Genomic DNA, 699 nt, shown 5'->3' on the forward strand with positions numbered 1-699 from the left:
ACCGCGGGTCTCGGCCGGATGTTCAACGACATCCTCGGGGGGCCAGATCTCCTGGCTGATCCCCTTCGCGGGCATCGCGCTCGTCGGCGGCCCGCCGTATGGCGGTCCTCGGGACCGCAGTGGAGCTGGGTGCCTTCCAGCTGATGAAGCGGCGGCTGGGTCTGGTGGCCGAGCCCTTCGAGCGGGGCCGGCCCCACAGACTCCTGCGCGCGGCCGAGGTCCTGACGGCGAGCGGCACGGTTCTGGCCGGGGTCGCCGGCCGGCGCCGCAGCCGGGCACTGGCCGCGACGGCCGGCGCCGCGCTTCTGACCGGCTCCGCCGCCCTGCGCTTCGGGGTGTTCCACGCCGGTGTCGCCTCCGCGGAGGACCCGAAGTACACCGTCGCGTCGCAGCGCGAACGCCTGACGGGCCATGGCGACTGAGGAGGTACGGGGCCGTCAGCGCCCCGTCGCCGCGCCGAGTTGTCGGGCCAGGTCGGTCAGCCCGGTGGCCTCGCGGTCGGCGGGGCGCAGGGCTGACGGATGGGGCACGGGGGTGCGGCGCAGTCAGGCCGTGGTCAGACCCGCGCGGGCGGCGCCGTCGATGTCCCAGGGATGCACCGCGACGAGCATCGCCTCCTGCACAGAAGTCCCCTCCCTGTCGCGGCCCGAAGGCTCAACACGGTGAACCAGCCTGCCGGAGAAGGCAATGCGCGCGGAC

At 74.5% G+C, this 699-nt stretch carries 1 protein-coding gene; it reads left to right on the top strand.

Going from position 1 to position 699, the window contains the following annotated elements; genetic code table 11:
* Positions 1-98: 98 nt before the first annotated feature.
* Positions 99-422, top strand: a complete 324-nt coding sequence (locus tag ABZ281_RS49910) for a hypothetical protein (protein WP_356665528.1) — start codon at positions 99-101, stop codon at positions 420-422.
* The last annotated feature ends 277 nt before the right edge of the window (positions 423-699 follow it).

Origin of the sequence: Streptomyces sp. NPDC006265, assembly GCF_040613555.1 — a bacterium.
Lineage (GTDB): Bacteria > Actinomycetota > Actinomycetes > Streptomycetales > Streptomycetaceae > Streptomyces.